Below are 23,858 nucleotides of genomic sequence, written 5' to 3' on the forward strand. Positions count from 1 at the left end.
AAAACGGCCGGATCGATGACGATCCGGCCGTTTTGCCTTGTCCGTACTGCAGTGCGGCTTATGCCACGGCAGTGCGTTCCATGTCGCGGCAGCCGTCCAGCAGGAAGGACAGGCCCACCACCAGCACCAGTTCGCCCTCGGCCGAGCGGGCCGTACCGGTGATGCCGGCAGTGTGGATCGCGGTCAGCGGCTTGATCACCAGGTCGGCCGTGCCTTCCACCGATTCCACCCCCAGGATGTAGGGATGCGGTACCGCCATGACGATGCCCACGCGCTCATTGCCCGGCTCGTAGCCCAGGACACCGGCCAGCGAATTGACCGGCAGCGGACGACCCTGGTCGCGCAGCACCGGGGCACCGCCGACCTCGTCGAAGGTCTCCGGCAGTTCCACCACGCGTTCGACCACCGCCATCGGCAGGGCCAGCGGGGCGCCGGCGCAGCGCACCAGCATGGTCGGGATGATCGACAGTTCGATCGGCAGGCGGATCGAGAACTTGGTGCCCTTGCCGATGGTGGAGTCGATGCGGATGGTGCCGCGATGCTTTTCCACGGCGGTCTTGACCACGTCCATGCCCACGCCGCGTCCGGAGACGCTGGAGGCCACTTCCTTGGTCGAGAAACCGGGCAGGAACACCAGTTGCAGCGCCTCGTCCGAGGTCAGCGCCTGGTGTTCGGTGATCAGGCCCTTGGCCAGCGCCTTGTTGCGCAGCATGTCCGGGTCCATGCCCTTGCCGTCGTCGAACACTTCGATCATGACGCTGCTGCCGGCCTGCCAGGCGTGCAGCGAGATGGTCGCCTTGTTGGACTTGCCGGCGGCGGCGCGGTCCACTTCGATGCCGTGGTCCAGCGAGTTGCGCAGCATGTGCACCAGCGGGTCGTAGAGGCTGTCCACCACCACGCGGTCGACTTCGGTATCGGCACCAGTGATGACCAGGTCCACGTCCTTGCCCAGGTCCTTGGCCAGTTCGCGCACCAGTCGCGGGAATTTCTGGAACAGTCGGCCCACCGGCTGCATGCGGGTGGACAGGGTGGCACGTTGCAGTTCGCTGGAATAACGCGAGGCGCGGCCCAGGGTTTCGGCCAGGGTCGACATCAGCGCGGCAGCCGTGCCTTCGAACTTGAACTGTTGCAGCTTTTCCAGCAGCACGGCGGCCTGGTTGGCGGCCTGCACCGATTCGCCGGCCACTTCCAGCAGGGCGTCGAGCTTGCCGGCATCGATACGGATGCTTTCTTCCTTGGCACTGCCGCCCGTGTCACTGGCGCGACGGTTGTGCTGGGCGGGTGCTGCGGCCTTCGGTTCGCCATCGGCAGCCGGGGCGGCGGCCGGAGCAGCCGCTGCTGCGGCGGCCACAGGGGCTGCTGCCGGCGCGGCGTCGGTCGCAGCCTCAGCCGCAGGTGCGGCCACTGCGGCGCCTGGCACCAGGGCCTGGTACAGCGCGGGCCAGTCCAGTTCGCCATTCTTCATCACGCTGGCGCTGCCATCGACGCTGGCCGCCGGGGCGCTGGCGGCGGCCGCAGCCACCGGCGCGACCGCGGCCGCAACCGGTGCCGCAGCAGCAGGGGCGGCGGCCGGGGCCGCATCGCTCTTGCCTTCGATGGCCTGGGTCAGGATGTCCTTCAGTTCGGCCGGCATCGAAGCCAGGCTGTCGGGCGCGGCGCCATTGGACAGTTCGTTCAACTGGTCGGCCACGAAGCCGCTGGCCTGCAGCGCCGCTTCGATCGCCAGCGGCGTCACCGGCGCCTTGCCGGTACGCAGGGCGTCGAACAGGTTTTCGGTCAGGTGGCAGGCCGACACCATGGCCGGCAGGTTCACGAACCCGGCGCCGCCCTTGATGGTGTGGAAGGCGCGGAAGACCGCATTGAGGATTTCAAGGTCATCAGGATGTCGTTCGAGCGTCAGCAGATGCTCTTCCACGTTGGTCGCCAACTCCAACGCTTCAACGACAAAATCCTTGAGCATTTCGTCATCCATTAGAACCCCAGGCTGTCGAGTAAGTCGTCCACATCGGTCTGGCCCATGGCGGTACCCGGCGAGGCGGGGCCGTTCATCAGGGTAACCGGCTTTTCTGCCTCGATCTGGGCGCGCACTTCAGCCGGCGCATTGTCGCGCAGCAATTGCGCCAGTTCGCGTTCGGCGGTGGTGGTGATGCCCACGATCTTCTTGATCAGCTGGCCGGTGATGTCCTGGAAGTCCTGGGCCATCATGATTTCCAGCATGCGGGCCTTTTCCGCTTCGGTCGATTCGATCACCGAGGTCGAGAACTTCTGCGAGTCGCCCGCCAGTTTCTTGAATTCTTCGATGTTCAGCTGACCGGCATAGAGCTTGGCCCAGCGTTCGTTGATGTCCTTGGCCTGCTCCTGCAGGCGGTCCTGCGCGGGCATGCCGGAGTCCAGCGCATTGAGCACCTTGTTGGCGGCCTGCTCGGTCAGGGTGGCGATGTGTTCCAGGCGGTTCTGGGCGTCGCCGATCTGCTCGGCCACATCGGTCAGGGAGCGGTCGTAGCCCAGTTCGCGCATCGAATCATGCAGCAGACGGACGATGCCACCCAGGCGTTCATACATGGGCTTGTCGCTCTGATCTTCCTGCGCCTGCTGGGCATCGTCGCCCGCACCGGCTGCCCCACCAGCGGCACCGGCAGCCGCGCCAGCCTCGCCGGCGGTCATGCCCGGTAAGGTCTGCGAGGAAATTTCGTCAAACAATGCTTCCAGATCAACGTCGTCGCTCATGATTACTGATTCTCCCAACAAATGTGGTGCGCTCGGCGGCGCACTGCTATGCAAAGTTGCCCGTAGGCGGATCAAATGCGTCGTTCCGGGAGGCACAGCAACCGTCCCATCCGGGATATCCAATAGATATCGGCAGGCAAGGGCGGAGTCTGAAGGCTCGCAGACCACGACAACGATTCAGGGATGACAGGTGAGGCCAGCGGACCAGACGGTCAGCGGGTCGACGATGCCATGGCGCCGAGTATAGGGCCGGGTACAGCCATCTCATCGGCCAAACAGCGAGTGAAATCCCCCCATTTGTTTCGTTTTTTCGCCCCTTGTGGCAAGCCGGCTCGGGGCGTCTCTCCGAAATAAATTCGTAAAAAATCGAATTTTTTCGATATAAGTTCGAATTCTATCTGGCTTTTTCTTTAAAGCAATACGCATGCCGGGCTTGTGCTGATTTACATCAGGATGGCCTGTGGTCTTAAATTTGGCCGATTTTTGCCTTGTATTTGGCAGGCGCCGGCCTGTAGCGACTTGTGATGCCCGCCTGGCACGCCTACAATGGCGCCGTTTTGGTGCCCGCCGGCGCGTTCTTGCCGGCAGTTAAACGGGAAACACGCACCAGTTCGGTTCGCGGCACGCGGGCGGGGCTGGTCAAGGTGTGCTGCCCCCGCAACGGTAACCAGGCGCCGGCGATACAGTGACACCATGACGAGACGTCACGTGTTGCCGGCAACACCATCCCCCATGCCACTGTGCAGGTTCCGTGTCCGGTTCAATCGGCCAGCGCTGGCCGGCTGACGTACACGGCGCTGCATGGGAAGGCCGATGGTCATGCCTGCAGCCCGGAGACCGGCCAGAACGGGAGGAAACTGCGCGTGGCGATGCCGGTGCGGCTTCCGTTGATTCCGGCCCGCGGGGAAGCAGGCCGGACCACTTCACCGAGTCTTTTCCATGCATAACGTCAATTCCCCGGCCAGCCACGGCGGCCAGCGTCCCCTTTTTGCCCTCAGCCTGGGCAGCACCCTGATCCTGTCGGCCCTGGCGCAGGCATCCCTGGCCGCGACCGGCACCCCGGCTATCGAGCCGGCGGCGGCACTCGCGCCGGTGGTGGTGTCGGCCTCACGTTTTCCCAATGACCCGACCTTCCCGCCGGTGGCGGCCACCGTCATCACTGCCGAGCAGATCCGCGAAGCCGGCATCGACAATGCCAATGAAGCCATCCGCAAGCTGGGTGGGGTGTATGGCCGCCAGAGCCTGGCCGGGCCCAAGGACTTCCCGCTGGACCTGCGCGGCTTCGGCACCAATGGCGACCAGAACATGGTGGTGCTGCTGGACGGCGTGCGCATTTCCGAAAACGAACTGAGCACACCGCTGCTGTCCTCCATCCCCATCGAGAACATCGAACGCATCGAGATCGTGCGTGGCGGCAGCAGCGTGCTGTACGGCAGCGGCGCCACCGGCGGCACCATCCAGATCATCACGCGCCGACCGCAGGCCAACAGCGGCCACGGCACTGTGGTGGGCGAGGTCGGCAGCCAGGGGCTGCGCGGCGGGCGGGCACTGGTCTCGCGCGGCTGGGACAACTTTTCCATCGACGCCAGCTATGCCAAGTCGCGCAGCGACAACTGGCGCGACAACGCCCAGTCCAGCCAGGAAAACCTCAGCTCCACCGTGCAGTGGTTCGCCAGCGACTGGCGCTTCGGCCTGCGTGCCACCCTGTCGCGTGCCGATTACGGCCTGCCCGGCAGCCTGACCCAGGCACAGTACGAGGCCAATGCCCGCCAGACCAGCAAGCCGCTGGACCGCGGCTCCTACGACAACGACAGTGTGACGGCCTTCCTGGAACGCCGTTTCGGCGCCTTCGATGTCGCCGCCGAGCTGGCCCACCGCGAAAAGATCTCCCGCTCCAGCTATGTCAGCAGCGGGTCAACTACCCAGGTCAATATCCGCGGCACGCAATTCTCGCCGCGCCTGCGTCATGTGATCGATCAGGGGGCGTGGAAGAACGAAGCCATCGCCGGCATCGACCTGGCCGAATGGACGGCCTATAACAACGCCAGCTACGGCAACAGCGATGCCGCCCAGCGCTCCAAGGCACTCTACCTGCGCGACGAAATCGAATTCGCCCGCAACGCCCGCCTGGCCGCAGGTGTAAGGCGCGAAGTGTTCAACCAGCAGAGCGATTCCGGCCTGTACGACCGCAACAGCGCCGTCAATGCCTGGGACCTGCAGGCTAGCTATGCGCCGCTGCCACTGCTGCGCGCCTTTGCCAAGACCGGCCAGAGCTATCGCCTGGCCACGCCGGACGAAAACGGCTACACCGCGCTGCCCACCGGTGCCGTGCTCAAGCCCCAGGTGTCGCACGACCTGGAGCTGGGGGCCACCCTGGGCAAGACCGGGCAGCAGCTGACACTGCGCTGGTTCCGCCACCGTCTGCGTGACGAGCTCTATTACGATCCCACCGCCAATGGCGGCTTCGGTGCCAACAGCAACCTGGCGCCCACCCGCCACCAGGGCGTGGAAGTGGAGGGGCGCCTGCAGCTGACCGAAACCCTGGGCGTGAACGCCACCTACCAGCACATTGACGCCCGCTTCGAGGAGGGGGCCAACAGTGGCAATCAACTGGCGCTGGTGCCGGCCAATACCTTCACCACCCGGCTCAACTGGAAGTCCGGCCAGCACAGCGCCGATGTCGGGGCGCGCTGGGTGGACCGCCAGCGCATGGGCAACGATTTCGCCAACACCTGCGCCAAGATGCCTTCCTTCACCACCTTCGACGCCCGTTACGCGCTGCGCGTGAGCGCCTGGGAATTTGCCCTGACCGGAACCAACCTGGCCGACCGCAAGTATTACTCCCAGGCCTATGACTGCAGCGGGGGTTCGGTCTCGGGCATCTACCCGGAAGACGGCCGGGCGGTAAAATTCACGGCCCGCTATGACTTTTGATGCGGACTTCATGAATTTTCCTTCCTGATCCTGGCCTGCCGCCGATGCGACGCTTCCTCCCCGTGCTGTGCACCTTGCTGCTGCTGTCCCTGCTTTCGCTGACGGCAGCGGCCTTGTGCGGCAGCACGGGTTGCCTGCGTCCCTCGGCCTCGGCCGACTCGGTCTCGCTGCTGCTGTCCCTGCGCGTGCCGCGTGCGTTCACGGCCTTTGCGGTAGGCGCGGCACTGGCCTTGTCGGGCGCATTGATGCAGGTGCTGTTGCGCAATCCACTGGCTGACCCTTATGTATTGGGCCTCTCCGGTGGTTCGGCAGCGGGCGCATTGCTGGCCATGTTGGCGGCGCTGCATCTGGGCTGGCCGGTGCAGTTGGCGACCGCCCCGGGGGCGCTGCTGGGCGCGGCCGTGGCCATGCTGCTGTTGTTCGGCCTGGTGCGCCAGTCGCTGCGGCATCTGGCCATTTCGCCCCTGCTGTCCAGCCAGCGCCTGTTGCTGACCGGGGTGATGCTGGCGGCGGGATTTGGCGCGCTGATTTCGCTGGCCTTGTCGGTGGCCCCTGACGCGCAATTGCGTGGCATGGTGTTCTGGCTGATCGGCGATCTTGACGATGCCCGCTTGCTGCCGGTGACGGCAGCGGTATTGATACTGGCCTTGCTGTGGGCCCTGCGTTACGCACCGGCGCTGAACCTGCTGGCGCGAGGCGATGCCTTTGCCCAGTTGCTGGGCGTACCGGTGCTGCGGCTGCGGGTGATGGTGCTGTGCACGGCAGCGGCCTGTACCGCCATGGCGGTGGCCATGGCCGGCACCATCGGGTTTGTCGGACTGGTGGTGCCGCATGGCCTGCGCCTGTTGATCGGCAACGACCAGCGACTGCTGTTGCCCGGAGCCATGCTGGGCGGCGGCGCGGCGCTGACCCTGGCCGACCTGCTGGCGCGCACCGTGGTCGCCCCGGTGCAGTTGCCGGTGGGCGTGATCACGGCGCTGATCGGGGTACCTTGCTTCTTGTGGTTGCTGGCGCGGGGGCGTTCATGAGCGCGCCAGCTTCTTTCATACTGCAGGCACAGCAGGTGTCGCTGCAGGTGGGCTCCCGTATCCTGCTGGAAGGTTTGGACTGGCAGGTGCGACCCGGGGAATTCTGGTGTGTGCTGGGGCGCAACGGCATCGGCAAGAGCACATTGCTGCACGCCGCCGCCGGCTTGCAGCCGACCCATGCCGGGCAGTGGCAACTGCTGGGGCAGCCACTGCAAGGCCTGTCGCCGGCGGAGATGGCGCGCCATCGTGGCCTGCTGCTGCAACAGCAGCACGACGCTTTTTCCATGCCGGTGATCGAGGCGGTGCTGGCCGGACGCTTCGTGCATCACGGCGGCTGGCAGGCGACTGCCGAGGATGAGGCCCTGTCGCTGGAGTCGCTGGAGCGCGTAGGTCTGTCGTCGCTGGCTGCGGCGGACTTGCTGCAGCTCTCCGGTGGCGAGCGCCAGCGTGTCGGACTGGCGACCTTGCTGGCACAGGACCCCGAGCTGTATCTGCTGGATGAACCGACCTCGCACCAGGACGTCGCCGCGCAACTGCAGCTCATGACCTTGCTGCACGACCTCGCCGCAGGGGGCAAGGGCGTGGTGGCAAGCTGCCACGATATCAACCTTGCCAGTCGTTTTGCGACGCATGTGCTGTTGCTGGCCGAGGGGCAGCGCTGGGCAGGGCCGGCACAAGAGATATGCCGGCCTGCGGCGCTGGAGGCAGCCTTTGGCTGCCGCTTCGTGCAGGTTGAGACAGACGGGATGCTGCAGTTCCTGCCCTTGCCGCCCGGCTGAATACCACGTCGCTTGCGCGCTACATCCACGTCACGAAATTCACTTCAATCTCAAGATCTAACGATTTTGATGTCGTGAAACTGCGAGATTTTGGTCGCCTTTTTTCTTCGCGCTTTTCCCTGCATTGCCCCACTTCTATCATCGCTGCCCGCTATCCGGTCCACGTACTTCGTGTTTCCGGTAGCCCCGCCCGGCCAGTCCATCCAGTCTGCCGGGAAGTTTCTTTCACATCATGACAAGAGGAACAGATGAAGAAAATGCACCTAATGGCTGCCGGCTTGCTGTCGGTCGCCTGTGCCACCGTGGCGGCACAGGCCGTGAAGTCCGGGCCAGGCTTTTATGTCGGTCTAGAAGGCGGCGCAGCGCACTACGATATTGATGTCGAGCATTCGCCAGGCACCATCGAGAAAAACGATGCTGGCATGTTTCGCTTTGGGGGCGGGTATCAGTTCACGCCCAATTTCTCTGTCGAGATGGGCTACTTCCGTATTGGCGAAGCCAGTATTGAAGACAGCGACCGCTTCTCGCGCGACACCGCGAAGGTGCGCGTCAGCGGTTTCGATCTGACGGCCGCCTACAAATTCTCCAACGTTCTGCCGGGCGTCTATTTCAAGGCGGGGATCACCCAGGCCAAGTTCACCGAAGATGTTCGCTATGAGTATAGTGGTTTTGGATTTTCCGGCAGCGTCAGCGAGCGGGCGTCCAAGTCGGGGACCGGCTACCTGCTGGGTCTGGGCTATGAATACGATCTGACCAAGAGCTTCAGCATCAACGGCGGCTACACCCGTTATGAAGGTCTGGGTGGCCAATCCAAAGTCGACGTCAATCTCTTCGCAGCCGGCCTGAAATACCGCTTCTGAAGATCACTCCCTTATCCTCGACATCCCTCCTGGCGAGGGATGTTTTTTATGGAGCAGGCGCCATCCGGCGCGCCTGCTCCAGCTTCCCGCAGACCTCTTCGGCGGCCTCCAGCACTCTCGGCCCGGCCCGGTTCATCCAGTCCGCATTGATCGTGTAAAGCTGCCCGTCGCGCACTGCGCGCAGGCGCGGGAACTGCTTCCAGCGTTCCAGCGGCTGGTCACGAGCGTCACCGGGGGTGAGGATGACCTGGGGATCGGCTGCCAGCACGGCTTCCACGCTGATGGTGGGTGCCAGTTGCGGCAGATCGGCGAAGAGATTGCGACCACCGCACAGGCGCAGCACTGCCGAGGCCATGTGCTGGCCGTTGAGCGTCATCAACGGCTGGCTCCAGATCTGGTAGAACACGCTTACCGGCGCACGGCCCTGGTAGTGCGTGGCCAGTTCTTGCCAACGGGCGCGGAAGCTCGCAGCCGCAGCTTGTGCGGCGGCATCGCTGCCCGCCAGGTGACCCAGCTTTTCCAGAGAGCTTGCCACCATGCCGAAGTCGGCCGGCTGGCTCTCATAGACGGGGATGCCGAAGCTGCGCAGGCGCGCAATCTGGAGCGGCTTGTTGCCGCTGTGCCAGGCCACGATCAGGTCCGGTTTCAGGCTGAGGATGCGCTCCATGTCGAGCGCGTTGTAGCCGCCCAGGGTGGGCAGGCTGGTCGCTGGCGGGGGGTAGTCGCTATGGTTGCTCACGCCAACCAGTCTGGCGCCGGCACCGGCCGCATAAAGCAGTTCGGTCACGTGCGGCGCCAGGCTGACGATGCGCTGTGCCGGTTGCGCCAGGGTCACGCTCTGGCCCAGGTCGTCCTGCACGGTGATTGCCGCATGGGCAGCAGCGCTGCTGAACAGGGCCAGGACGGCCAGTCCGAATGACGCGGCCGCCCGCATGCGTCAGACTTCGAGGTTGTCGATCAGACGGGTCGCGCCCAGCTTGGCAGCGGACAGCACCACCAGCGGCGTACCCTGTTCCATGTCGGCAGCTGTCGGCGGTTGCAGGTCGATGCGCTTGCGCACGGCCACGTAGTCAGGCTGCCAGCCGCGACCGGCCAGGCGTTCCATGGCCAGTTGCTCCACCAGCGCCACATTGTGCTGACCACCGCGCACTTCATTGGCGACGTCGTTCAAGACCTTGTAGAGCAGCGGCGCCTCGGCGCGTTCGGCCGGCGACAGGTAGCCATTGCGCGACGACAGCGCCAGGCCGTCCTCGGCACGATAGGTCTCGGCGCCGACGATCTCGGTGGGCAGGGCGAACTGGCGCGCCATGTTGCGCACGATCATCAGCTGCTGGTAATCCTTCTTCCCGAACACCGCCACGCGTGGCTGCACACAGGAGAACAGCTTCATCACCACGGTCGATACGCCGGTGAAGAAACCGGGACGGAACTCGCCCTCCAGGATGTTGCCCAGGTCGTTGGGCGGCTGCACGCGGTATTCCTGCGGCTCCGGATACATGTCCTTTTCGGTCGGCGCGAAGAGCACGTAGACGCCTTCCTTCTCCAGCTTCTCGACGTCGGCCTGGAAGGTGCGCGGATACTTGTCGAAGTCCTCGTTGGGGCCGAACTGCAGGCGATTGACGAAGATCGATGCCACCACCGGGTCGCCATGGGTGCGCGCCAGGCGCATCAGCGAGAGGTGGCCTTCGTGCAGGTTGCCCATGGTCGCCACGAAGGCGGTGCGCAACTGGCCGCGCAGGTGGTCACGGAGTTCTTCGATGGAGGAAATGATTTTCATGCGGAGTCTCTGGTTGCGGGGCGGACGGCGCGGCTGCCATGTGTGCGCTGCCCGGGGATGTCAGTGATCCTCGCCAGCCTAGCTGGGCGAGTACGACAGTCTGACATAGATGGGGGCGAAGGCTTCGGCCTGGGTGATTTCGATCAGCGTCTCCTTGGCCAGCTCGAGCAGGGCGATGAAGTTGACCACCACCACCGGGACGCCGCGCGAAGGATCGAACAGGTCCGAGAACTCGACGAAGCGCGCCGTCTGCAGGCGGCGCAGGATGCCGGTCATGTGCTCGCGCACCGACAGTTCCTCGCGGCTGATGTGGTGGTGCTGGGTCAGCTTGGCGCGCTTGAGGATATCGGCCCAGACCGCCTTGAGGTCGTCCATGTTGACCTCGGGCCAGCGGGTGACCACGGTCTGCTCGATATGCACCTGGGTGCGTACGTAATCGCGGCCGACCTGCGGCAACTGGTCCAGTTCCTGGGCGGCCAGCTTGATCTGCTCGTATTCCAGCAGGCGGCGCACCAGCTCGGCGCGCGGGTCTTCGGGTTCCTCGCCGGGCTCGGCCTTCTTGGCCGGCAGCAGCATGCGCGACTTGATTTCGATCAGCATGGCCGCCATCAGCAGGTATTCGGCGGCCAGTTCCAGGTTCTGCTTGCGGATCTGTTCGACGTATTCCAGGTACTGGGCAGTGACCTGCGCCAGCGGGATGTCGAGGATGTTGAAATTCTGCTTGCGGATCAGGTACAGCAGCAGGTCCAGCGGCCCCTGGAAGGCTTCCAGGAACACCTCCAGCGCATCTGGCGGGATGTAGAGGTCATTGGGCAGCTGGAACAGCGGTTCGCCATACAGACGTGCCAATGCCACGCCGTCGATCACATCGGGCGTGCTGTCCTGTTGTCCTGCGGGGGTGATGTCGATGGCGTCGGCGCTGGGTTCCGCGCCGGCCTGGCCGGCGGATTCGGCGCCACCTGCTTGAGCCGTCATGCGAAAAGCTTAGTGGCTCTGGTAGACGTAGGGCTGTTGCGCCACGCGCGAGGCCTTCTCACGGGCGGACTTGTCCAGGTCCAGCGGTTCCTTGTCCCACAGCAGGGCGCGGCCGTCGCGCTGCGATTCTTCCAGCTTCGGGTTCTTCGTCTTCAGTTCGTCGATGAACTGGGTGATCTCAGATACGTAGGTGGTCTTTTTTCCGAAGAGCATGATATTTTCAGGCCAAATGTTACACAGAGGCCGTATTTTACCTTGTCTTCATCAGGGATAATCAAATACCTATGCGTGAACCCTTATTCATACGCTTGCGTCGCCATGCCGGCAAATTTGGTGCTTTTCTTGCTGCTTTGGCAATGTTTGGCTGCGACCGCAACGGCAATCCCATCCAGGAGTTCGGTTTGGACAAGCTGCAGAAGGGCATTTCCAGCGAGGCCGACGTGCGCGGCGTCATGGGCCAGCCCGATACCATCTGGGACGACGGCAACGGCGCCCGCACGCTGGAATATCCCAAGGGGCCGGAAGGCATCCGCACCTGGATGTTCGCCATCGGCGCCTCCGGCACCCTGGTCGATTACACCCAGGTCTTGACCCAGGAACATTTCGACACCATCCGCCCGGGCATGAGCGCCGAGCAGATCCGCCGCCAGTTCGGCCGCCCGCGCAGCGTGGTGCAGTTTGCCCGCAAGAATGAGGAAGTGTGGGACTGGAAGTACCACTACGTCCACGAGGATCGCCTCTTCAACGTCCATTTCGACATGACCACCCGGAAGGTGGTGCGGATGTCGATTTCGGAGATATCGGGCCACTGAAGCCGATCAGCGTATCCCCGCCCGCATGAACGACTGCACGAACTGCCGCTGGAACAGCAGGAAGGCCAGCAGCAGCGGTGCCGAGGTCATCAGCGTGGCGGCGGTGATGATGGACCAGTCCACCCCCTGGTCGGTGGAGGAAAACACCTGCAGGCCCACCGTCAGCGGCCGCGACTGCACCGAGTTTGTCACGATCAGCGGCCACAGGAAGTTGTTCCAGTGCGTGCTCACCGATACCAGCCCGAAGGCGATGTAGATCGGCCGCGCCAGCGGTACATAGACCTGCATCAGGATCTGCCAGGCCGAGGCGCCTTCCACGGTGGCCGCTTCATCCAGTTCACGGGGCACCGTCTTGAAGGTCTGGCGCAGCAGGAAGATGCCGAAGGCCGAGGCGAAATAGGGCAGGCCGATGGAAAGGATGGTGTCGCGCAGGCCCAGCAGGTTCATGGTCTGGTAGTTCTCCACGATGAGGATGTCGGGCATCACCATCAATTGCAGCAAGACCAGCATGAACATCACATTACTGCCACGGAAAGTGAAGCGCGCGAAGGCATAGGCGGCCAGCGTGGCCAGTACTACCTGGGCTGCCAGGATCATCGTCACCAGCAGGAAGGTATTGAGGAAATAGCGCAGGAACGGCGCTGATTGCCAGGCATTGACGAAGTTCTGCAAGGTCAGCGGCGCGTCCGGCACGAAGCGGGTGGCGTAGGCAGCCGGGTGGAAGGCGGTCCACAGCGCATACAGCAGCGGCAACAGCCACAGCAGCGCCAGCACCCAGGCGGACAGGGTTTCCAGCACGCGGTAGTGCTGGCCGAAGGGGGAGCCGGGTGCGTTCATTGGTAGTGGGTCCTCCGGTCGAGAATGCGGAATTTCACCAGCGCGATGAGGCCCAGCAAGGCCAGCAACACCACCGTCAGGGCCGCCGCGTAGGACGAATCCCAGAAGGCGAAGCCGACTTCATAGATGTAGTACAGCAGCAGCGAACTGGCGTTGTCGGGGCCGCCGCGGGTCATGACCACGATGTGGTCGACCAGGCGGAAGGCATTGATCAGGGCGTTGATCAGCACGAACAGGGTGGTCGGCATCAGCAGCGGGAATTGCACCCGCCAGAAGTATTGCCAGCGCGATGCCCCCTCCAGCGCGGCCGCCTCGGCCAGCACCGGCGAAATCTGTTGCAGCGCGGCCAGGTAGAAGATCATGAAGAAGCCGGCTTCCTTCCAGATCGCCACCACCATCAGCGCAGCCAGCACGCTATGCGGATTGCCCAGCCAGTTGTGCGAGGGCAGGCCGAGCGCGCCGGTGATCTGCTCCAGCAGGCCGTACTGCGGCGTGTAGAAGAACAGCCAGATATTGGCCACGGCGATCATCGGCAACACCGTGGGGGTGAAATAGGCCAGGCGCAGCACGCCGCGCCCGGCCAGTTTCTCGTTGACCCACAGCGCCATCAGGATGGCCAGGGCGATCGCCACCGGGATGGTCCCCAGGGCGAACCAGAGGTTGTTGCACAAGGCCTGCCAGAACACCGGGTCCTCGACCATGAGCCGGTAGTTGTCCAGGCCGACGAAGACCGACGGTCGCGCTCCCTTGGGCGTGGAAAAGAAGCTGTGCCAAAGGGTCGCCAGCGCCGGATAGTGCGTGAAGGCGATCAGCAGCACCATCGCCGGCGACAGCAGCAGCCAGGGCAGCACGGAGGAGGGCAGGCGTTTCATCGGCAGGCCTTGTGCAGGCGGCGCTTAGCGACCGTAGGCGCGCAGGATGCGCTCGGCTTCGCGCTGGGCGTCCTTCAGGGCCGCGTCCGGGGTCTTGGTGCCGGACAGCGCGGCCTGCAGGTTGTCGTTCAGGGCCTTGGTCACGCGCTGGTTGTCGTGGGTGGAGAGTTCGGCCACGCCATATTTCATCTGTTCGCGGGCGACATCGGCGGCCGGGACGTCCTGCAGGTACTTCTTCATTTCCGGCGTATCCCAGGCGTCCTGGCGCGGTGCCACGTAGCCGGTGGCGATCGACCACTGGGCTGCGCGCGCCGGTTCGGTGGCGAAGCGGATGAACTTCATCGCCGCCTGCTGCTCGGCCGGGGAGGTCTTGTTGAAGACATAGAAGTTGCCGCCACCGGTGGGGCTGCCCGGATGCTTGATGCCCGGCAGCATCGCCACGCCGAAGGGGAAGCTGGCGTTGGTGCGGATATTGGTCAGGTTGCCGGTGGTGGTCCAGACCATGGCGGCCTTCTGTTCCAGGAAGTCCTTGGGGGTGGTGCCCCATTCGATGGCACCGGCCGGCATCACCTTGTCGCGGGCGGCCAGGTCAACCCAGTGCTGCAGGGCCTGCACCGCGCCGGGCTTGTCGAAATAGGTCTTGGTGCCGGCACTGTTCATGAGGATGGTGTCGTTGGAGGCCGTCATGGCCTGGAACATCCAGTAGCCGAAACCGGTGGAAGGAATCTTCACACCCCACTGGCTGACGTTGCCGGCGGCGTCGCGCTTGGTCAGTTTCTTGGCGGCGTCCACCATCTCATTCCAGGTGGCGGGTGCCTTCTCGGGGTTCAGGCCGGCTTCCTTGAACAGGGTCTTGTTGTAGTACATCACGATGGTCGAGCGCTGGAAGGGAATGCCCCAGGTCTTGCCTTCGGTCTGGCTGTTTTCCATGAAGCCCTTGTAGAAGCCGTCGATCCACTTCTTGTCTTCGGCGCTGTTGGCCAGGCTGTCGATGGGAACGATGGCGTTCTCGTCGATCAGGGTGAAGAGGTCGGTGGAGAGCAGCACGGCCAGGGTCGGCGGGGTGCCGCCCTTGAAGGCGGTCAGCGCCTTGACGATGCTTTCCTGGTAGGTGCCGGCATAGATGGCCTTGACCTTGATGTCGGGGTTGGCCTTTTCGAAGTCGGCCACCATGCTGTCGATGGTCTTGGTCACTGCGCCGCCGACGGCGACCGGGTAATAGAAGCTGATCTCGACCGGGTTGGCGGCCAGGACCGGGGCGCTGAAAGCGGCGCTGACGGCCAGTGCGGCCAGGGACTTGAGGAAGGTTCTACGCATGATGCATCTCCATGAGGTGGAAGGTTGGCTTGCTGCGGAAATCGGTCGTTGGTTCAGGGGCGGCGTCGGCCGCTGTCGCCTTCGAAGAAGGTCTGGTCACGTTCATCCCAGGCCAGGTGTACGGTCTCGCCAATGGCCAGCCGGTGCTGGCCGGGGGCGCGCACCAGCAGGGCGGCCGCGCCGATGCGCGCACCCACGATGGTGTCGGCACCGAAATACTCGACCGTCTCCACCTGCGCCGGCACGCCCTGGTCGGCCAGGCGGATGTGCTCGGGACGCAGACCCAGCTGCAGCGGCAACTGGCCGGCGGCGGGGATGAGCACCGTGCTGCCGCTGATGGCCATGCCCTGGGGATGCGGCGCCAGCGCCAGCAGATTCATCGGCGGCGTGCCGATGAAGCGGGCGGCGAAGGCGGTCGCGGGCCGGGCATACAGCTCGGCCGGGGGCGCGTCCTGTTCGATGTGGCCTTCGCGCAGCAGGATCACCTGGTCGGCCATGCTCATGGCTTCGGTCTGGTCGTGGGTGACGTAGATCATGGTCATCTGCAGTTGCTGCTGCAGGGCGCGGATTTCGCGCCGCATTTCCTGGCGCAACTGGGCGTCGAGGTTGGACAGCGGCTCGTCCATCAGGCAGACCGGGGCATCGGCGATGATGGCCCGCCCCAGTGCCACACGCTGTTGCTGGCCGCCGGACAGCTGTGCCGGGCGGCGTTCCAGCAGGTGGCTCAGGCCGAGCAGGTCGGCCACGCGCTGCAGGCGCGCCGCATGGTTGCTGCGCGGCTCCTTGCGCACGCGCACGCCGAACAGGATGTTGTCGCGCACCGTCAGGTGCGGGAACAGCGCATAGGACTGGAACACCATGGAAATCTTGCGCTGCGCCGGTGCCAGTTGCGTCACATCCTGGCCGTCGATATGAATGCTGCCGCTGCTGGGTTTGTCCAGCCCGGCGATCAGGCGCAGGGTGGTGGACTTGCCGCAACCGGACGGCCCCAGCAGGACCGTGAAGTCGCCCGACTTCACCTCGAAATCGATGTCCTTGACTGCCTGGGCCTGGCCCCAGTGTTTGCCGACGCCGCGCAGGGAAATCGCTGCCATGTGCTGTTCCTGGTGATGGACTAAAGATGCAGGCCGGGCGATCAGGCCGCCGCCGCGCCGCTGCGGATCTGATCGACCAGCAGGCGTGCGCTGGTTTCGTCGATGATCAGCTCGTTGATGAAGCCGCCCCGCAGTGCCGCCTTCAGGCCGGGCAGCTTGCCGGTGCCGGAGACCACGCACAGCGCATGGGCGGCGCGGGCGAAGCAGTCCATGTCCGGCCCGCTGTTGCGGCCGTTGAAGGCGACGTCGCGCCAGCTGCCGTCGGCGCGGAAGAAGACCGTGGCGATGTCGCCCACCAGACCGTCTTCACGCAGGATGCGGCGCTCGTCCGCGCCCAGGTAGCCGGCGGTGTGGATGTAGCTGCCGGTGGCTTCGGCGCCGATGGAAAAGAGCAGGATGGAGGCGCGTTCCTGCAGGTCGCGGATGGCCTTGATGCTCTTTTCGCGCCACAGCGCGCTGCGCGTCTCGGGATAGTCGAAGAAGGCCGGTACCGGCAGGTGATGGGCGCGTGCGCCGTAGTTCTGGGCAAAGCGGGAGACGATGGATTCGCTGAAGCTGTTGATGAAGCTGGCGCCGCTGCCGGAGCCATTGAGCGCCACCACGTCCACATCATGCACATGGCGCGGCAGCAACTGGTCGGCGATCTGCGCCACCGTGGTGCCCCAGGCCAGGCCGATGACGGTGCCCGGCGTCACCAGCGAATTGACGTAGGCGGCGGCATGGCAGGTCACGCGCTGCAGGGTCTCCTTCTCGGTGGCGGCGGCGGCCACCGGTACCACCTGGATGGAGCGCAGGCGGTAGTGGTGGGCGAGGGCGGCTTCCAGGCTGCCGGAGACCTGCTGCGGGTCGTGCACGCGGATTTCCACCAGGCCCCGGTCCAGCGCATAGGACAGCAGGCGTGAGACGGTCGCGCGCGAGGTGCCGATCTCGTCGGCAATGGCCGCCGTGGTCATGTTCTGGAAATAGTAGAGGCGCGCCACGCGCACCGCCATGTAGGCGGTTTCCTGTCGATCCGCTTGGGCCATTGTTCTTTTCTGGAGAGCGAAAATGCGAAAAAGTGAAGAAACGGACCATGCACCCGACCCACCCCCGGCAGGCCAGGCGGGACGGCCGCCTGACAACGTTTTCACGATGGTAGCGAGCGATTGTTACGGCTTGATGAACATCTGTTCCGGGCTGGGTTTGGTGGAGCGGAGCCGGGGGAAGGGATAAGGGAGGGGCAGTGCAAAAGAAAAGCGACGCACCAGGGCGTCGCTTGTTCGGGAGGAGAGGGCGGGAGTGCTTCGGTGAGGCCCTAGTGCCGCATCACCCGGCGCATCACGATCGGCGCTGCCTCGTGCGGATTGGCGCGGGTGTACTCCAGTTCCGGTGCGATCTCGAAACCGAAGGCCGCATACAGGTCCACCAGTTGCGCCTGGTCGGTGCGCACCGCCAGGCGCAGCTCGCGCACGTCGGCCGACTGGGCGCGGTGAATCAGGGCTTCCATCAGATGCTGTGACAGGCGCTCGCCGCGGAAGGCTGGGGCGATGCCCATGCGGCGGATTTCCCAGACGTCGCTCTCGGTATCGAGCGGCAGCCAGCGCACCGAACCGGCCGGCGTTTCGCCGCGCAGCAGGATGAAGGCGCCGCCGTGCTGCAGGTCTTCCACCACATGGTCGGCCGCCTCGCGGTGGCCGGAGGAAGTGGGCGCCACCTTGTTGGCCCAGCTATGCCGGGTCAGGTCGGCGATCAGGGTGGCGTCTTCCGATGTGGCTTCACGTATCAGGAAATCCATAGGCTGTCTCCTCCAGTGCGGGCGATCCGGTGCGATTGATGCTCAGCGCACCCGCATGCCCGGCTCGGCGCCCGGCCACGGGTTGAGCACGTAGATGCCCGGCTTGGCCTTTTCATCCTTGGCCGAGGCTGCCAGTACCATGCCTTCGGAAATGCCGAACTTCATCTTGCGCGGCGCCAGGTTGGCCACCATCACGGTCAGCTTGCCGACCAGTTCTTCCGGCTTGTAGGCCGAGGCGATGCCGGAGAAGACATTGCGGGTGCGGCCTTCGCCGGCATCCAGGGTCAGGCGCAGCAGCTTGGTGGAGCCTTCCACGGCTTCGCAGTTGACGATCCTGGCGATGCGCAGATCGATCTTGGCGAAGTCGTCGATGGAGATTTCCGGGGCCAGTTCTTCGATGGCGCTCTCTTCGACTGCAGGCGCTGCCGCAGGGGCTTCCGGCGCCTCGAACAGGGCATCCAGCATCTTGGGATCGACGCGCTGCATCAGGTGCGAGTAGGCATTGATGACGTGGCCGTCGGCCAGCGGCGTGGTCACGTCGCTCCACTGGAAGGGCTGGACCTTGAAGAAGGCTTCCACCTGGGCGGCCAGTTGCGGCAGCACCGGCTTGAGGTAGATGGTCAGGATGCGGAAGGCTTCCAGCAGGCGGCTGCAGACTTCGTGCAGTTGCGCGTCCTTGCTGCTGTCCTTGGCCAGCTCCCAGGGCTTGTTGGCGTCCACATAGGCGTTGATGGCGTCGGCCTGTTCCATCACCAGGCGCAGGGCCTTGCCGTATTCGCGCTGTTCGTAGAGGCTGCGGATTTCATCGGCCACGCCGCGCAGCTTGCCCAGGAAGGCGTCGTCGGCGGTCGCCCATTGCGTGGAGACGCGACCTTCGAAGCGCTTGGCGATGAAGCCTGCAGCACGGCTGGCGATGTTGACGTACTTGCCGATCAGGTCGGCATTGACGCGGGCGACGAAGTCATCCGGGTTGAAATCCACGTCCTCGACCTTGGCGTTCAGCTTGGCGGCGATGTAGTAGCGCAGCCATTCCGGGTTCATGCCGATGTCCAGGTAGCGCAGCGGCGAGATGCCGGTGCCGCGCGACTTCGACATCTTTTCGCCGCTGACGGTGATGAAGCCGTGCGCGAAGACGTTGTTGGGCGTCTTGCGGCCGGCGAACTTGAGCATGGCGGGCCAGAACAGGGTGTGGAAGTAGGTGATGTCCTTGCCAATGAAGTGGTATTGCTCGGTCTTGTCATCGGCCATGAAGGCGTCGAAATCACGGCCGGTCTTGACGAAGTAGTTCTTCAGCGAGGCCAGGTAGCCGATGGGCGCATCCAGCCAGACGTAGAAATACTTGCCCGGTGCATCGGGAATCTCGATGCCGAAGTAGGGGGCGTCGCGGCTGATGTCCCAGTCGCCCAGGCCGCCTTCGCCGTCCAGCCACTCGCGGGCCTTGTTGGCCACTTCCGGTTGCAGACGGTTGCTGTCGAGCGCCCATTCGCGCAGGAATTCCACGCATTTCGGGTCGGACAGCCTGAAGAAGAAGTGTTCCGAGGACTTCATCACCGGGGTCGCGCCGGACAGCGTCGAGTACGGGTTCTTCAGGTCGGTCGGTGCATAGACGGCGCTGCAGTTCTCGCAGGAGTCGCCGTACTGGTCCTTGGTACCACACTTGGGGCATTCGCCCTTGATGTAGCGGTCCGGCAGGAACATGTTCTTGACCGGGTCATAGAACTGGTCGATGGTCTTGGTCGAGATCAGCTGGGCTTGGTCGCGCAGGGCGCGGTAGATCTCCTGCGACAGTTCGTGGTTCTCGGGGCTGTCGGTGGAGCTCCAGTTGTCGAAGGCGATGTGGAAGCCATCCAGATACTGCTTGCGACCGGCGGCGATGTTGGCCACGAACTGCTGCGGCGTGATGCCGGCCTTCTCGGCAGCGATCATGATGGGCGCACCGTGGGCATCGTCGGCGCCGACGAAATGCACCTCATTGCCCTGCATTCGCTGGAACCGGACCCAGATGTCGGCCTGGATGTATTCCATGATGTGGCCGATGTGGAAAGCGCCGTTGGCGTAGGGGAGTGCGGTCGTGACGAAGAGTTGGCGAGGTGCTGAAGTGCTCATTGGCGATACGGACGATGCAAGAGGGTTGATTGAGGCAGCCGGAAACTGCCATGAAAGAGGGGCATTCTATCAGCCAGCGGCCCTTGGGCGCAGTAGTTGCTCCATTGCAATGGCTTGGGCTTGCCTGGGGGGCAGTGGTGCGGCCCCCGGTTTGATCCCGCGCCGGGGCGGCTCGGGCCCGATTGGTTTAGACTTGCGGGTTCTGAGCAAGGAGAAACAATGAGCATTACCGTGGAAGAGATCAAGGCGGCCCTGTTGCAGGTGATCGACCCCAATACCGGCCGTGACCTGATCCGGGGCAAGGAAGCCCGCAACATCCGCGTCGAGGGCGGCCGCGTGCTGCTGGACGTGGAACTGGGTTACCCGGCGGCCAGCCAGGTCGCACCGATGCGCCAGCGGGTTGAAGAGGCGCTGGGCAAGCTGCCCGGTGTGACCGGCGTGGAAGCCAACGTCTATTTCAAGATCGTGGCCCATGCGGTGCAGCGCGGCATCAAGCTCAAGAGCAACGTCAAGAACATCATTGCGGTGGCTTCCGGCAAGGGCGGCGTGGGCAAGTCCACCACCGCCGTGAACCTGGCACTGGCGCTGTCGGCCGAGGGCGCGCGCGTAGGCATCCTGGATGCCGATATCTACGGCCCCTCCCAGCCCATGATGATGGGCATCTCCGGCCAGCCCGAAACCAAGGATGGCAAGACCATGGAGCCGCTGGAAAACCACGGCCTGCAGGTTTCCTCCATCGGCTTCATGATCGACCCCGACGAACCCATGGTCTGGCGCGGCCCCATCGTCACCCAGGCCCTGCAGCAACTGCTGGACCAGACCAACTGGCGCGACCTCGACTACCTGATCGTTGACATGCCCCCCGGCACCGGCGACGTGCAGCTGACGCTGTCGCAGAAGGTGCCGGTCACCGGCGCCGTGATCGTGACCACGCCCCAGGACATCGCCTTGCTGGATGCGCGCAAGGGCTTGCGCATGTTCGAGAAGGTCGGCATCCCCATCCTGGGCATCGTGGAAAACATGAGCATGCACGTCTGCTCCAACTGCGGCCATGCCGAGCCCATCTTTGGCGTGGGTGGCGGCGAGAAGATGTGCGCCGACTTCGGTGTGGACTTCCTGGGCGCCTTGCCGCTGACCATGGAAATCCGCCAGCAGACCGACTCCGGCACCCCCACCGTGGTGGCCGATCCGCAGGGCAAGGTGGCCGAGATCTACAAGGCCATCGCCCGTAAGGTGGCCGTGAAGGTGGCCGAGAAGGCGCGCGACATGTCCAGCAAGTTCCCCAGCATCGTGGTGCAGAACGACTGAGCGTTGCCGGTTGAGCCTCCCGGGCGGGCCGCCGGCATGGCGTGCCCGCCTGCAAAGGCGTTAAAATGACGCCTTTCCGATTCCATCCCTGACCGTTGTACGGCTTTGGCGTGCCAAGGCCGTTTTGGTTTTTCATTCCCGATCATGACTGCCACTCAAGTACGTACCCGTTTCGCTCCCAGTCCCACCGGCTACCTGCACCTGGGCGGCGCCCGCACGGCGCTGTTCTCCTGGGCCTATGCCCGTCGCTTCGGCGGTACCTTCGTGTTGCGCATCGAGGATACCGACGTCGAGCGTTCCACCCCGGAAGCGGTGCAGGCCATCATCGAGGGCATGCAATGGCTGGGCCTGGAGCATGACGAAGGTCCGTTCTACCAGATGAAGCGCATGGATCGCTATCGCGAAGTGATCGGCCAGATGCTGGCGCAGGGCACGGCCTACCACTGCTATTGCACCCCCGAGGAAGTCGAAGCCATGCGCGAACGCCAGCGCGCCGCCGGCGAAAAACCGCGTTACGACGGCACCTGGCGCCCGGAGCCGGGCAAGACCCTGCCGGCCATCCCCGCAGAGCGCAAGCCGGTGGTGCGCTTCAGGAACCCGCAGGACGGCGAGGTCAGCTGGAACGACGTGGTCAAGGGCCCCATCACCATCTCCAATCGTGAGCTGGACGACCTGGTGATCGCCCGCCCGGATGGCACCCCGACCTACAACTTCTGCGTGGTGGTGGACGACTGGGACATGAAGATCACCCACGTCATCCGTGGCGACGACCATGTGAACAACACGCCGCGCCAGATCAACATCCTCAAGGCCCTGGGTGGCACGCTGCCTGAATACGGCCATGTCCCCATGATCCTGGGCGCCGATGGTGAAAAGCTGTCCAAGCGCCACGGCGCGGTCAGCGTGATGGACTACCCGGCCCAGGGCTACCTGCCCGAAGCCATGCTGAACTACCTGGCCCGCCTGGGCTGGAGCCACGGTGACGACGAGATTTTCTCGATGCAGCAGTTCTGCGAATGGTTCGACCTGGACCACCTGACCAAGGCCCCGGCGCAATTCAACCCGGAAAAGTTGAACTGGCTCAACAACCATTACATCAAGCTGGCCGACAACACCCGCCTGGCCGGCCTGGTGCGCCCGCTGCTGGAAGCGCAGGGCGCCGTCTTCGAAGGCGCGCCCGACCTGGCGGCCGTGATCGGCTTGCTGAAGGATCGCGCCAATACGGTCAACGAAATCGCCGCTGCGGCCCTGATGTTCTACCGCCAGCCGGCCCCCGACGCAGCGCTGGTGGCCCAGCACATCACCGATGCCATCAAGCCGGCCCTGGCCGACTTCGCCCAGCGTGTCGCCACGGTGGAGTGGACCAAGGAAGCCATCGCCCCGATGATCAAGGAAGTCCTGGCCGCCCACGGCATCAAGATGCCGCAGCTGGCCATGCCCTTGCGCCTGATCGTCGCCGGTCAATTGCAGACCCCGGCCATTGACGCCGTGCTGCAATTGTTCGGCCGTGAGGCTGTTCAGGCACGTTTGGCGGCATATGTTTGAGAAAAGGAAATAATTCTTCAAAAAGATGTTGTCTTTTGAAAATAGGTATTGCATAATCTCGCTTCTTCGCAACGGGGGTATAGCTCAGCTGGGAGAGCGCTTGCATGGCATGCAAGAGGTCAGCGGTTCGATCCCGCTTACCTCCACCAGCGACCCGCAGATGTTTTGCGGTGATATTTCAGGCGAAGCTTGAGATGTAGAAGTGAATTGAAGTACCTGCTTGTCCCCTTCGTCTAGAGGCCTAGGACATCACCCTTTCACGGTGAGTACGGGGGTTCGAATCCCCCAGGGGACGCCAGATTCTGATATCTGTGCTGTCACCCAGCAAGCAGCACAGGTATGAAGCAGTACGTTGTCCCCTTCGTCTAGAGGCCTAGGACATCACCCTTTCACGGTGAGTACGGGGGTTCGAATCCCCCAGGGGACGCCAGGTAGAAAAATAGTCCGATTGCCGTCGGGCTATAGAAGTCCAGCGATGTGCTGAGCACATCGCGTGGGGATTCGAAGGGAATCGCTTGCAAGCGATTCCGCGGCCCGCAGAATGTGGGCGAATCCCCCAGGGGACGCCAGGTAGTAAGTAGCCTGATCTGACCGATCAGTCTACCTTGAGGTTGGATAGTCCGGAGTTTGGGACTTTTCCTTTCGCAGGGGGTATAGCTCAGCTGGGAGAGCGCTTGCATGGCATGCAAGAGGTCAGCGGTTCGATCCCGCTTACCTCCACCAGCGACCCACAGATATGTGGGGTGAATTAGTGGAAGCTGATGTCGAGTGAATTGCAGTACCGTTTTGTCCCCTTCGTCTAGAGGCCTAGGACATCACCCTTTCACGGTGAGTACGGGGGTTCGAATCCCCCAGGGGACGCCAAATAGAAAAGCCCGCGCAAGCGGGCTTTTTTGTTTGGCGTCACCTAGCGATGTGCTTGAGCACATCGCGGGGGGGATTCGAAGGGTTTCGCTTGCAAGCGAAACCGGGCCCGCGGCACGTGGGCGAATCCCTCGCTCGCGCAGCGAGCGTTAGCCGACGACTGAACGCGCACCGAAAGCAATCCAGGCCAACCCAGTCAACTAAAGCCCGCGCAAGCGGGCTTTTTTGTTTGGCGGCACCTAGCGATGT

The 23,858-nt window shown here is 64.0% G+C and carries 20 protein-coding genes, 5 tRNA genes and 1 riboswitch; of the genes, 12 read left to right on the plus strand and 13 right to left on the minus strand.

Features of this window, described 5'->3' with window-relative positions; all coding sequences use genetic code 11:
- Positions 1-58: 58 nt before the first annotated feature.
- Both BTM36_RS23390 and BTM36_RS23395 read right to left on the minus strand, forming a co-directional pair.
- Entirely contained in the window at positions 59-1,972 is a 1,914-nt protein-coding gene (locus BTM36_RS23390; protein ID WP_077238166.1) for a chemotaxis protein CheA, read from the minus strand.
- On the minus strand, positions 1,972-2,727 hold the full coding sequence (locus BTM36_RS23395; RefSeq protein ID WP_077238167.1) for a protein phosphatase CheZ: 756 nt from the start codon (positions 2,725-2,727) through the stop codon (positions 1,972-1,974). Before BTM36_RS23395 ends, BTM36_RS23390 begins: the two co-directional genes overlap by 1 nt.
- A 541-nt stretch (positions 2,728-3,268) precedes the next feature.
- Positions 3,269-3,588, plus strand: a riboswitch (cobalamin riboswitch).
- 78 nt (positions 3,589-3,666) lie between these two features.
- Between BTM36_RS23395 and BTM36_RS23400 the strand changes: the two genes are divergently transcribed.
- The 4 genes from BTM36_RS23400 (at position 3,667) to BTM36_RS23415 (ending at position 8,328) form a co-directional block, all read left to right on the plus strand.
- A complete protein-coding gene (locus tag BTM36_RS23400; protein WP_077238168.1) occupies positions 3,667-5,661 on the plus strand; it encodes a TonB-dependent receptor in 1,995 nt (664 codons plus the stop codon).
- 44 nt (positions 5,662-5,705) lie between these two features.
- Positions 5,706-6,689, plus strand: coding sequence for an iron ABC transporter permease (locus BTM36_RS23405; protein WP_174616904.1), 984 nt, complete (start codon positions 5,706-5,708; stop codon positions 6,687-6,689).
- Positions 6,686-7,468, plus strand: a complete 783-nt coding sequence (locus BTM36_RS23410; protein ID WP_077238169.1) for an ABC transporter ATP-binding protein — start codon at positions 6,686-6,688, stop codon at positions 7,466-7,468. Before BTM36_RS23405 ends, BTM36_RS23410 begins: the two co-directional genes overlap by 4 nt.
- 248 nt (positions 7,469-7,716) lie before the next feature.
- Positions 7,717-8,328 (plus strand): porin family protein, encoded by a 612-nt coding sequence (locus tag BTM36_RS23415; RefSeq protein ID WP_077238170.1) that lies wholly within the window; start codon positions 7,717-7,719, stop codon positions 8,326-8,328.
- A gap of 46 nt (positions 8,329-8,374) precedes the next feature.
- On the opposite strand, the gene BTM36_RS23420 is transcribed toward BTM36_RS23415, so the two are convergent.
- From BTM36_RS23420 to BTM36_RS23435, 4 genes are all read right to left on the minus strand, one after another.
- On the minus strand, positions 8,375-9,262 hold the full coding sequence (locus BTM36_RS23420; protein WP_077238171.1) for a cobalamin-binding protein: 888 nt from the start codon (positions 9,260-9,262) through the stop codon (positions 8,375-8,377).
- Positions 9,263-9,265: 3 nt separating this feature from the next.
- Positions 9,266-10,105, minus strand: coding sequence for a pantoate--beta-alanine ligase (gene panC, locus BTM36_RS23425; RefSeq protein ID WP_077238172.1), 840 nt, complete (start codon positions 10,103-10,105; stop codon positions 9,266-9,268).
- 78 nt (positions 10,106-10,183) lie between these two features.
- Positions 10,184-11,080: a ScpA family protein gene (locus tag BTM36_RS23430; protein WP_077238173.1), complete on the minus strand. Its 897-nt coding sequence runs from the start codon at positions 11,078-11,080 to the stop codon at positions 10,184-10,186.
- A 9-nt stretch (positions 11,081-11,089) separates the two neighbouring features.
- On the minus strand, positions 11,090-11,293 hold the full coding sequence (locus BTM36_RS23435) for a DUF3460 family protein (RefSeq protein ID WP_077238174.1): 204 nt from the start codon (positions 11,291-11,293) through the stop codon (positions 11,090-11,092).
- A 71-nt stretch (positions 11,294-11,364) separates the two neighbouring features.
- Here BTM36_RS23435 and bamE point away from each other — a divergent pair, with 71 nt between their 5' ends.
- On the plus strand, positions 11,365-11,892 hold the full coding sequence (bamE, locus tag BTM36_RS23440) for an outer membrane protein assembly factor BamE (RefSeq protein ID WP_006465473.1): 528 nt from the start codon (positions 11,365-11,367) through the stop codon (positions 11,890-11,892).
- Positions 11,893-11,898: 6 nt separating this feature from the next.
- Here the strand turns inward: bamE and BTM36_RS23445 are convergent, their stop codons facing one another.
- From BTM36_RS23445 to metG, 7 genes are all read right to left on the minus strand, one after another.
- Positions 11,899-12,729, minus strand: coding sequence for a carbohydrate ABC transporter permease (locus BTM36_RS23445; protein WP_077238175.1), 831 nt, complete (start codon positions 12,727-12,729; stop codon positions 11,899-11,901).
- Positions 12,726-13,601, minus strand: coding sequence for a carbohydrate ABC transporter permease (locus BTM36_RS23450; RefSeq protein ID WP_077238176.1), 876 nt, complete (start codon positions 13,599-13,601; stop codon positions 12,726-12,728). Before BTM36_RS23450 ends, BTM36_RS23445 begins: the two co-directional genes overlap by 4 nt.
- 24 nt (positions 13,602-13,625) lie before the next feature.
- The gene (locus tag BTM36_RS23455; protein WP_077238177.1) at positions 13,626-14,918 is read right to left on the minus strand and encodes an ABC transporter substrate-binding protein; all 1,293 of its coding nucleotides are present in this window, start codon (positions 14,916-14,918) and stop codon (positions 13,626-13,628) included.
- Between the two features lie 53 nt (positions 14,919-14,971).
- On the minus strand, positions 14,972-16,012 hold the full coding sequence (locus BTM36_RS23460; RefSeq protein WP_077238178.1) for an ABC transporter ATP-binding protein: 1,041 nt from the start codon (positions 16,010-16,012) through the stop codon (positions 14,972-14,974).
- 41 nt (positions 16,013-16,053) lie between these two features.
- A complete protein-coding gene (locus BTM36_RS23465; protein WP_077238179.1) occupies positions 16,054-17,037 on the minus strand; it encodes a sugar-binding transcriptional regulator in 984 nt (327 codons plus the stop codon).
- Positions 17,038-17,306: 269 nt separating this feature from the next.
- The gene (locus tag BTM36_RS23470) at positions 17,307-17,786 is read right to left on the minus strand and encodes a GNAT family N-acetyltransferase (RefSeq protein ID WP_006465467.1); all 480 of its coding nucleotides are present in this window, start codon (positions 17,784-17,786) and stop codon (positions 17,307-17,309) included.
- Positions 17,787-17,828: 42 nt separating this feature from the next.
- The gene (gene metG / locus BTM36_RS23475) at positions 17,829-19,892 is read right to left on the minus strand and encodes a methionine--tRNA ligase (RefSeq protein WP_039877121.1); all 2,064 of its coding nucleotides are present in this window, start codon (positions 19,890-19,892) and stop codon (positions 17,829-17,831) included.
- Between the two features lie 219 nt (positions 19,893-20,111).
- On the opposite strand from metG, the gene apbC reads away from it, so the two are divergent.
- The 7 genes from apbC (at position 20,112) to BTM36_RS23510 (ending at position 23,609) form a co-directional block, all read left to right on the plus strand.
- Positions 20,112-21,200: an iron-sulfur cluster carrier protein ApbC gene (gene apbC / locus BTM36_RS23480; RefSeq protein ID WP_006465465.1), complete on the plus strand. Its 1,089-nt coding sequence runs from the start codon at positions 20,112-20,114 to the stop codon at positions 21,198-21,200.
- 144 nt (positions 21,201-21,344) lie between these two features.
- Positions 21,345-22,745: a glutamate--tRNA ligase gene (gene gltX, locus BTM36_RS23485; RefSeq protein WP_077238180.1), complete on the plus strand. Its 1,401-nt coding sequence runs from the start codon at positions 21,345-21,347 to the stop codon at positions 22,743-22,745.
- Positions 22,746-22,818: 73 nt separating this feature from the next.
- A tRNA-Ala gene (locus BTM36_RS23490) sits at positions 22,819-22,894 on the plus strand.
- A 73-nt stretch (positions 22,895-22,967) separates the two neighbouring features.
- Positions 22,968-23,043: transfer RNA gene (locus BTM36_RS23495), tRNA-Glu, on the plus strand.
- 56 nt (positions 23,044-23,099) lie between these two features.
- Positions 23,100-23,175, plus strand: a tRNA-Glu gene (locus BTM36_RS23500).
- A gap of 217 nt (positions 23,176-23,392) precedes the next feature.
- Positions 23,393-23,468 (plus strand) — tRNA-Ala (locus BTM36_RS23505).
- Positions 23,469-23,533: 65 nt separating this feature from the next.
- Positions 23,534-23,609 (plus strand) — tRNA-Glu (locus BTM36_RS23510).
- Positions 23,610-23,858: the final 249 nt, after the last annotated feature.

The sequence above is a fragment of the Herbaspirillum sp. VT-16-41 genome, from assembly GCF_001994935.1.
In the GTDB taxonomy this organism is placed as follows: domain Bacteria; phylum Pseudomonadota; class Gammaproteobacteria; order Burkholderiales; family Burkholderiaceae_D; genus Herbaspirillum; species Herbaspirillum frisingense.